The organism is Aeromonas finlandensis, from assembly GCF_000764645.1.
Classification (GTDB): Bacteria; Pseudomonadota; Gammaproteobacteria; order Enterobacterales; family Aeromonadaceae; genus Aeromonas; species Aeromonas finlandensis.
The window spans coordinates 44,168-53,561 of sequence record NZ_JRGK01000034.1 but is presented as its reverse complement, the minus strand read 5'-3'; the positions used below and the strand labels follow the sequence as shown (position 1 = coordinate 53,561).

The window sequence follows — 9,394 nt, the reverse complement described above, 5'->3', positions numbered from 1 at the left end:
GCCTGCATAGGCCTGTAATCTGCCGTAGGAGACCTGCATATTCACCTCCTTGTTGAATATGGTTCAATTTTTATATTACTCGTCCGGCGCAAGCTGGATAGGGGCCAATAACATTTCGGTTACATATGCTGATTGAACGGTCGATTGTTTGATTATTTTTTAGCCCTGAGTATCATTGGCAGCCGAATAGGTTGAAGGTTGATAATAGATGAGTGATTTATTCTGTGGTGCAACTCATGAGTTGGACGCAATCGGGCTTCGTTGCCCGGAACCCGTGATGATGGTGCGCAAGAAAGTGCGGCTGATGGCGGATGGCGAGACCCTGCTGGTCAGCGCCGACGATCCTTCAACCACCCGCGACATCCCCAGTTTCTGCCGCTTTATGGATCACACCCTTGTCGCCAGCGAGACAGAGCAGGCCCCCTACCGCTATCTGATCCGCAAGGGTCAATAAGCCCCCGTACCGGAGCACTCCATGACAACCATTACCCGAATCGGCACCACCCAGCGCTGGTCAGACGTGGTCATCCACAATGGCACCCTCTATGTGGTGGAAGTACCCGTCAGCGAAGAGGCCGACATCCACCAGCAGACCCGCGAAGTGCTTGAGAGCCTGCAGTGCCTGCTGGAAGCCAACGGCTCCGGCGTCGACAAGATCCTGATGGCCAATATCTATCTCAAAGACATTCAGGATATCGCTGCCTTCAACGAGCAGTGGGATGCCTGGATCCCGGCTGGCACCGCACCGGTCCGCGCCTGCGTACAGGCCCGCTTGGCCCACGAAGGCTACAAGGTGGAAGTGCAGCTGACTGCGGCTGTCTAAGCAAAACGGGATGCCTGGATCCCCTGACGCCAACACCGCACCGGTCCGCGCTTGCGTGCAGGCCCGTCTGGCCCACGAAGGCTACAAGGTCGAAGTGCAGCTGACTGCGGCTGTCTAAGAGACGGTTATCCCCCTCATCCCCAGCCCTTCTCCCACAAGGGGAGAAGGGAGCAAAGAACAAGGCGCGATTGCTCGCAACGGCTCAAATAGAAAGGCCCCGCCATCACTGGCGGGGCCTTTTCGTTACCGAAACCGGACGACTTAGGCAGTCGGGGTCAGGGTAATGGTCACGCGGCGGTTCTGGGCTTTGCCAGCAGCGGTGCTGTTGGTGGCAACCGGCTGATCCGGGCCTACGCCGGTGGTGGAGATACGGCTGCCTGCTACGCCCTGGCCAATCAGCTGGGCGGCAACGGCATCGGCGCGTTCGCGGGAGAGCTTCATGTTCAGATCGCGGGAACCGGTGCTATCGGTGTGACCGACCACGTTCAGGCGGGTCTTGTCGAACTCGGCGACCACCATGGCGACGCCAGAGAGGGTGTTGGCACCGGCCGCTTTCAGCTGGGCGCTGGAGCTGTCGAAGGTGACGTTGTTCGGCATGTTGAGGATCAACTCATTGCCATTGCGGGTCACGCTGACGCCAGTGCCTTGCAGCTTCTCGCGCAGCTTGGCTTCCTGCACATCCATGTAGTAACCGATACCACCGCCCAGCGCCGCACCGGCTGCCACGCCAGTCAGGATACCCTTCTTGCGATCACCCTTGCTGGAAGAGAGGGCACCCACGGCCGCACCGGCAGCGGCACCGGCCAGCGCGCCCCAGGCCCCTTTGGAGGTCTGGGATTCACCTGTGTAGGGGTTGGTGGTACAGCCGCTCAGGGCTACGGCCAGCGCAACAGCTGGAACAATTGTCTTGAAATGCATGAAAAAACCTCTGAAAAAACCGACTCTAAACCGGAGAGCGCGCATTCTACTCCAAAGGCATGCCAAGGTGTGACGTCAGCATGCTGATTGCGCCCCCTTCTGGCGGATGGCCACCCTTATGCCAAGCCGCACTGGATATGAGTCGAGCACCACAAGGCTCCATATGAGGCAATTCCAGGTCAGAAACGGCAAGCCCTGATGTGGTGCTATTGACTACTATTGAAAGCACCATCAATAGGTTTCAGGGGTCTTTCCATGTCTGCACTGCTTCATAACCTCTCGATCCGGCGCCTGCTGCTGGGGGCGGGCCTCGTCATCCTGCTCACCATGGTGCTTGGCGGCATCTGGCGCAGTACCCTGACCGATCGGCTCGGGCAACTGCCGGAAGCGCTGATCAGCAGTGCCAACCGGCAAATCACCCTGCAGGAGCTGCGCTATCACACCACTCAGGTGCAGCAGTTTCTGACCGATGCCGCCGTCTCGGGAGAACAGGACTCCATCTCCGAAGCCGAGCAACACGCACAGGCTGCCCGGCAGTTGCTCGCCACCCTGCCGCAGCTGCAAAGCGCCCTCACCCCCCAGCTCACCCGCCAGCTCGAGGTCGGCAAACAGATGGTCGATGCCTACCTCAAGGAGGGACGCGAAGCGGGCAACCACTTGATGAAACAGCCGGGAGAGGGGTTTGATGCGATAACCGATACCATTGCCAGTCAGGTGGAAGGGGCGCTGGTTCAGCAGCAGCAACAGCTAATGCGCCAGGAAACGGCGATTGAAGACCAGAGCAACGCGTTGCAAACCCAGGATCTGCTGCTGCTGGTGATCAGCCTGACCATCATTCTGCTGATGCTGCTGTTAATCTATCTCAAGACGGTGCGACCACTGCAACATCTGATGGCACAGCTGGTTGAGCTGGCCAACCACAGTCACAACCTCACCTTCCGGCTGCGTAGCCAGGGGCAGGACGAGTTCGCCTATCTCGCCACCGTCTTCAACCGCTTTCTCGACAATATCGACAGCCTGATCGGCTCGGTACAGCAGGTCTCCAACCAGACCCACGACAAGATGGCGCTGCTGATGAAGCTCTCCGGCAGCACCCTCAACAGCATGCAGCAGGCCCAGCAGAATACCGATCTGCTGGCGACCGCCATCAATGAAATGACCGCCACCGTCCACAACATCGAACACAACACCGAGCAAGCCAGCCAGGACACCCTGCTCACCCAGCAGCAGGCTCACGATGGCCAGCAGCAGGTGAGCCACACCATCACCCTGATCCGTCAGGTGGCCACCCATATCGAACAATCCGCCGGTGAGGTGACCCAGCTGGATCAGGAGAGCAGCCAGATCGGCAACATACTGCAGGTGATCAGCACCATCTCGGAGCAGACCAACCTGCTGGCGCTCAATGCCGCCATCGAAGCGGCACGCGCTGGTGAACAGGGACGCGGTTTTGCGGTGGTGGCCGACGAGGTGCGCCAGCTGGCGACCCGCACCCAGACCGCCACCGTCGATATCCAGAAGCGGATCGAAGCGCTGCAGCACAACACCCGCCACGCGGTCAACACCATGCACACCACCCGCAACGTCAGCGAACAGGCGGTCAATCAGGCTGCCGGCACCGGTGAAACCCTTGGCGCCATCGTCACCGCCATTACCCGGGTGGCCGATATGAACAACCAGATCGCCACGGCAGCCGAGCAACAGGCGCAGGTCGCCGAAGAGACCAACCGTAACGTCATGCAGGTTGCCAATATTGCCCGCGAATGTCTGGATCTTGCCCGCGAGAGCCGCGCTCACACCCGGGATCTGAACCAGGCCAACGAAGAGATCAATCTTATCAGCGAGCAGTTCGAGGTGAGCCAACGGGACCTCAGTGGCCACGAGCACGATCTGCTGCACTGGAACGAAGCCTTTATGGTGCGCGTGGCCAGCGTGGATCGGCAGCATCAGGGGTTGTTCGAGGCGATGAACCGCTTCTACCACGCGGTACGGGAGAACAGCCCGGCTCCGCAACGCAAGCAGCGGCTGGACGAGTTGCTGAAACTGGCCGTCCAGCACTTTGCCGATGAGGAGCGCAGCATGGAGCGAGCCCGTTACCCCGAGTTGCAGCGCCACAAGCAGGAGCACACCAAGCTGCTGAGCGAGCTGGATACCCTGATCCGGCGCGAGGATACCGACGAGCAGGATCTCAACATGGAGCTGATCATCTTTCTGAAGAACTGGCTGCTCAACCACATCTTCAAGGTCGACAAGCAGTACAGCGAATGCATGATCCATGCGGGGGTGGAGTAACCGCCCCTCACCTTCCGAAAACAACAATGCCAGTCAGCCATGACTGGCATTGTTGTTTTCGGGACTGGTTTGACAGAACTATGTGTGGGCAGCCTGCTGGCATTCGGCGTGGCAGGGGCAGCTGACCAGATGATCGTTCACCATCCCCACCGCCTGCATAAAGGCGTAGCAGATGGTGCTGCCGACGAAGGTAAAACCGCGTTTCTTGAGCGCTTTCGACATGGCATCCGACTCCGGCGAGGTCGCCGGAATATCGCCATTGCCCTGCCGCTGGTGGACGATGGGGGCGCCGCCGACAAAGCTCCACAGATAATCGACGAAGTCGATGCCTTCAGCCTCCAGCGCCAGCAGGGCGCGGGCGTTTTTGATGATCGACTGCACCTTGAGCCGGTTGCGGATGATGCCGCTGTCCTGCATCAGCCGCTCCACATCCTGCTCGTCGAACTGCACGATACGCTGCGGATCAAAGTCGGCATAGGCGCGGTAATAGCTCTCGGTGCGCTTGAGGATGGTGATCCACGACAGCCCCGCCTGCTGGCCATCGAGGCAGAGCTTGGCAAACAGCTCGCGGGCGTCATAGACCGGCCTGCCCCACTGTTTGTCATGGTATTCAATGTATTCCGGGTCCTTGGTCACCCAGGCGCAGCGCAGTTCCATTTCCTCTCCCTCGTTATTTCAGCGGCTTCCCCGACCCTGCCCACTCTGCAGGCGGCACTGCTCACATCATATACCGGACATCCCGCCCGACCAGCCACAGCGCAGCACCATCCCGCGAATCCGCTGCAATTTCGCCTATTATCCGACCATGCCAGACGGTATACTCCCTCGGTTCACATTCAGCAAATCTTGCTCTGATTTTCATTTCGCGCGAAAAAAATTATGCAAAAATTCGATGTCAAAACCTTTCAGGGCCTGATCCTGCAGCTGCAGGACTATTGGTCCCGCCAGGGCTGTACCATCATTCAGCCGCTGGATATGGAAGTGGGTGCCGGTACTTCCCACCCCATGACCTGTCTGCGTGCCCTGGGCCCGGAGCCCATCGCCTGCGCCTACGTACAACCGTCCCGCCGTCCGACTGACGGCCGCTACGGTGAAAACCCGAACCGCCTGCAGCACTACTACCAGTTCCAGGTGATCATCAAGCCTTCCCCCGACAACATTCAGGAACTCTATCTGGGCTCCCTGAAAGAGCTGGGCATGGATCCTGAAATCCACGACATCCGCTTCGTGGAAGACAACTGGGAAAACCCGACACTGGGTGCCTGGGGTCTGGGTTGGGAAGTGTGGCTGAACGGCATGGAAGTGACCCAGTTCACCTACTTCCAGCAGGTTGGCGGCCTCGAGTGCAAGCCGGTCACCGGCGAGATCACCTACGGTCTCGAGCGTCTGGCCATGTACATTCAGGGCGTGGACAGCGTCTACGATCTGGTCTGGTCTGACGGCCCGCTGGGCAAGACCACCTACGGCGACGTGTTCCACCAGAACGAAGTGGAGCAATCCACCTACAACTTCGAACACGCCGATGTAGATTTCCTGTTCCACTGCTTCGAGCAGTACGAGAAGGAAGCCCAGCACCTGCTGGCACTGGAAAAACCGCTGCCGCTGCCTGCCTACGAGCGCATCCTCAAAGCCGCTCACTCCTTCAACCTGCTGGATGCCCGCAAGGCCATCTCGGTCACCGAGCGTCAGCGCTACATCCTGCGCATTCGCACCCTGACCAAGGCCGTGGCAGAGGCCTACTACGCCTCCCGCGAAGCGCTGGGCTTCCCTATGTGTCAGCGCAGTGAGAACAAGCAAGGTTAAGGAACGGACATGGCACAACATACATTTCTGGTAGAGATCGGTACTGCTGAGCTGCCGCCCAAAGCCCTGCGCTCCCTGGCCGAAGCCTTTGCCGACAACCTCAAAAGCGAACTGACCAAGGCCGATCTGGCCTTCGGCGACGTCGAGTGGTTTGCCTCACCGCGCCGTCTGGCCCTCAAGGTAAGCGAGCTGGCCGGCGAACAGCCGAGCAAGAGCGTCGAGAAGCGCGGCCCGGCCGTCTCTCAGGCGTTCGATGCCGAAGGCAAGCCGACCAAGGCTGCCGAAGGCTGGGCCCGTGGCAACGGCATCACCGTTGAACAGGCCGAGCGTCTGGTCACCGACAAGGGCGAGTGGCTGGTCCACACCGCCAAGGTCGAAGGCCGTCCGGCCAAAGATCTGCTGGGCGAGCTGGTCGCCTCCGCACTGGCCAAGCTGCCGATCCCGAAAATGATGCGCTGGGGCGACAAGACCATCCAGTTCGTGCGTCCGGTCTTCACCGTGACCCTGCTGCTGGATGGGGAGCTGGTTCCCGCTCACATTCTGGGTATCGACTCTGCCCGCACCCTTCGCGGTCACCGCTTTATGGGCGAGCCCGAGTTCACCATCGACAACGCCAGCCAGTACCCGCAGATCCTGCAGGAGCGCGGCATGGTGATTGCCGACTTTATGGCGCGCAAGGCCAAGATCAAGGCTGACGCCGAAGCGGCCGCTGCCGCCTTTGGTGGCGTGGCCGATCTGGACGACGCCCTGCTGGAAGAGGTCACCGCACTGGTCGAGTGGCCGGTGGTGCTGACCGCCAACTTCGAAGAGAAGTTCCTGGCCGTGCCGGCTGAAGCGCTGGTGCACACCATGAAGGGTGACCAGAAGTACTTCCCGGTCTACGACAAGAACGGCAAGCTGCTGCCGAAGTTCATCTTCGTCACCAACATCGAGTCCAAAGACCCGAGCCAGATCATCAGCGGCAACGAGAAGGTGGTTCGCCCCCGTCTCTCTGACGCCGAGTTCTTCTTCAAGACTGACCTCAAACAGACTCTGGCCTCCCGCCTGCCGCGCCTTGAAACCGTGCTGTTCCAGCAGCAGCTGGGCACCGTCAAGGCCAAGGTCGAGCGCATCGAGACCGTCGCCGGCTTTATCGCCGAGCGTATCGGCGCCGACGTGACTCAGGCCAAGCGTGCCGGTCTGCTCTCCAAGTGTGACCTGATGACCAACATGGTCGGCGAGTTCACCGACACCCAGGGTGTCATGGGGATGCACTACGCCCGTCACGATGGCGAAGACGAAGCGGTGGCCGTGGCCCTCAACGAGCAGTACATGCCGCGCTTTGCCGGTGATGCCCTGCCGTCCGGTCTGGTTGCCTGCGCCGTCGCGCTGGCCGACAAGTTCGACACTCTGGCCGGTATCTTCGGCATCGGCATGCTGCCCAAGGGTGACAAGGACCCGTTCGCCCTGCGTCGCGCCGCCATCGGTGCCCTGCGCATCATGACCGAGAAGCAGCTGGATCTGGATCTGGTTGAACTGGTTGAAGAAGCGGTACGCGTCTACGGCGACAAGCTGACCAACAAAACCGTCGTTACCGACGTGGTCGACTTTATGCTGGGCCGCTTCCGCGCTGCCTATCAGGACGAAGGCATCGGTGCCGACGTGGTGCTGGCCGTACTGGCCCGCCGCCCGACCCGTCCGCTCGACTTCGATCGTCGCGTCAAGGCCGTCAGCCACTTCCGCACCCTGGATGCCGCACTGGCACTGGCTGCTGCCAACAAGCGCGTGAGCAACATTCTGGCCAAGGTCGAAGGCGAACTGCCGACTGCCGTCAAACCGGAACTGCTGGTCGATGCTGCCGAGAAGGCGCTGGCCACCCAGGTTGCTGCCCTGCAAGCCGAACTGGCCCCGCTGTTCGCCGCCGGTGACTATCAGGCTGCCCTCACCCGTCTGGCCGCCCTGCGCGAGCCGGTCGACACCTTCTTCAACGAGGTGATGGTGATGGCCGACAACGAGGCCCTCAAGGCCAACCGTCTGGCGCTGCTGAACAACCTGCGCAACCTGTTCCTGCAAGTCGCGGATATCTCCCTGCTGCAGTGATCTTGGTGGGGTAAGTGATAATAAAAACGGCGCCGAAAGGCGCCGTTTTTTATAAAATATCATCCATATGCCACATTCTTACCTTTCATTCTGTAATTCTCTCACATAACTTGACTGTTCCGCCGTTGAATTTATATAAAGCACATGGTTTACCTATATCAAATACACCTATTTCATTTTGTGAGTCTATGGCTTTAGACACGAAGTTAAGCATTTTAATTTCAACACTCTCCCTATTTTCTAGCGCGTCGTTAAATTCTATTTGTGCATCAGCAGCATAGAGGGTTCTCATTCCAATGACAGCGATATCGCCCTTTGACACTTTGGTCTTTTTTACCAATGCCCCACGAATTTCATCCTCTATTATTTCGAACTGAAACAAGCCTAATTCATTTGTAGATGGACATCGTGCGCCAAATATAAACTCAGCTTTGAATGCAGTGAAATTATCCTTCATCCCATCATGTTTCTTCGCATGATCCAATACAGCCTGTATTGAATGCTCAACTACATCAGAAAGAAAACTCAGAGTAATTGTTGGAATTACATGCTCATCAAGAAACATATCTTCTTCACAATATACATTGTTATGTAAGAGCCGTTCTTTCTCACAAGACATAGCCAGTAAGTATTCTCCATTTTCATGAATAGGATACAACTCCGACAAATGATTTTTTATTGAATTAATAATGTGTTGAGCGACTAAAGTACTACCTGCAAAAGCAATTAAACATGCCCCCTCATATTGAAAACCATAATAATTATGAAACCATCCATCATTGAATAATGGCCGCATAACTCGAATTGGCATTTCTATAACTTTTTTAAACCCTCTAACTAGAATTCTTCCACCGCTAGTAATACTAGAGTCTGACACAACGAAAATTCCATTATCGCCCACATGTAAAGCCTGTGAATTATAACCAGCAACAATAAGTGTCATATTTCCCTCAATGTTAACAATTCAAAACCACTGCAAATTTTATTTCTTAAGTGAACACTGGGATACCTGCATTTTGGGCACCATGGAGCCCTTAACTTACTCGTAATTTCGATTCGGTGGCAAGAATCCGTAGGTTCTATTAGCCGCAGGCGTAATCGGACGTTCGCGTAAATGGATTCTCCCGCCATAACAGCCAGCCGCATTTCTCCCTCCGGCTGGCCACCTTTGCTACGCAGCAACAACCGCAACCAAAGCCTCTCGTTCGTCCGATTACGCTGCGCTAATCGAACCTGCAGGGCATTGGCTGGCGCTATATGCCGGTTGTTCAAGATCGGCCATTGCCCTTTGCGGGCCGTGGATGGGCCAAGCTGCGGCATCGGGGCACACTGCAAACATGCATAAGTAAAAATTGGGTCATTATCCGAAAACCCATAAATTTTGTTTATACAAACTACCTTGGCTGAGTTGGCAGCCACCAGTGGCGTTTACGGGTGCCAGCAGGCCATCGCCCGATCTCTGGCAAACGAGCGGATTCA

General features: G+C 57.5%; 9 protein-coding genes. 6 read left to right on the top strand and 3 right to left on the bottom strand.

Features of this window, described 5'->3' with window-relative positions; all coding sequences use genetic code 11:
* Positions 1-208 precede the first annotated feature (208 nt).
* Genes tusA through LD28_RS0104895 form a run of 3 tightly spaced genes read left to right on the top strand, consistent with a single transcriptional unit; the run spans position 209 to position 941 of the window.
* Positions 209-454, top strand: a complete 246-nt coding sequence (tusA, locus tag LD28_RS0104905; protein ID WP_005339470.1) for a sulfurtransferase TusA — start codon at positions 209-211, stop codon at positions 452-454.
* Positions 455-475: 21 nt separating this feature from the next.
* The gene (locus LD28_RS0104900; RefSeq protein WP_033135890.1) at positions 476-823 is read left to right on the top strand and encodes a RidA family protein; all 348 of its coding nucleotides are present in this window, start codon (positions 476-478) and stop codon (positions 821-823) included.
* A gap of 10 nt (positions 824-833) precedes the next feature.
* Complete coding sequence (locus LD28_RS0104895; protein WP_017783254.1) at positions 834-941, top strand: RidA family protein; 108 nt, start codon at positions 834-836, stop codon at positions 939-941.
* Between the two features lie 143 nt (positions 942-1,084).
* On the opposite strand, the gene LD28_RS0104890 is transcribed toward LD28_RS0104895, so the two are convergent.
* Positions 1,085-1,741 carry an OmpA family lipoprotein gene (locus LD28_RS0104890; protein WP_033135889.1) on the bottom strand — a complete coding sequence of 219 codons (657 nt, stop codon included), beginning with the start codon at positions 1,739-1,741 and terminating at the stop codon, positions 1,085-1,087.
* Between the two features lie 255 nt (positions 1,742-1,996).
* Between LD28_RS0104890 and LD28_RS0104885 the strand changes: the two genes are divergently transcribed.
* Positions 1,997-4,033, top strand: a complete 2,037-nt coding sequence (locus LD28_RS0104885; protein WP_033135888.1) for a bacteriohemerythrin — start codon at positions 1,997-1,999, stop codon at positions 4,031-4,033.
* 78 nt (positions 4,034-4,111) lie between these two features.
* On the opposite strand, the gene LD28_RS0104880 is transcribed toward LD28_RS0104885, so the two are convergent.
* Positions 4,112-4,690, bottom strand: coding sequence for a DNA-3-methyladenine glycosylase I (locus tag LD28_RS0104880; protein ID WP_033135887.1), 579 nt, complete (start codon positions 4,688-4,690; stop codon positions 4,112-4,114).
* Positions 4,691-4,912: 222 nt separating this feature from the next.
* Between LD28_RS0104880 and glyQ the strand changes: the two genes are divergently transcribed.
* Entirely contained in the window at positions 4,913-5,836 is a 924-nt protein-coding gene (glyQ, locus tag LD28_RS0104875) for a glycine--tRNA ligase subunit alpha (protein WP_033135886.1), read from the top strand.
* Positions 5,837-5,845: 9 nt separating this feature from the next.
* The gene (gene glyS, locus LD28_RS0104870) at positions 5,846-7,915 is read left to right on the top strand and encodes a glycine--tRNA ligase subunit beta (RefSeq protein WP_033135885.1); all 2,070 of its coding nucleotides are present in this window, start codon (positions 5,846-5,848) and stop codon (positions 7,913-7,915) included.
* An 85-nt stretch (positions 7,916-8,000) separates the two neighbouring features.
* Here the strand turns inward: glyS and LD28_RS22845 are convergent, their stop codons facing one another.
* The gene (locus LD28_RS22845) at positions 8,001-8,858 is read right to left on the bottom strand and encodes a hypothetical protein (protein ID WP_156120108.1); all 858 of its coding nucleotides are present in this window, start codon (positions 8,856-8,858) and stop codon (positions 8,001-8,003) included.
* Between the last annotated feature and the right edge of the window lie 536 nt (positions 8,859-9,394).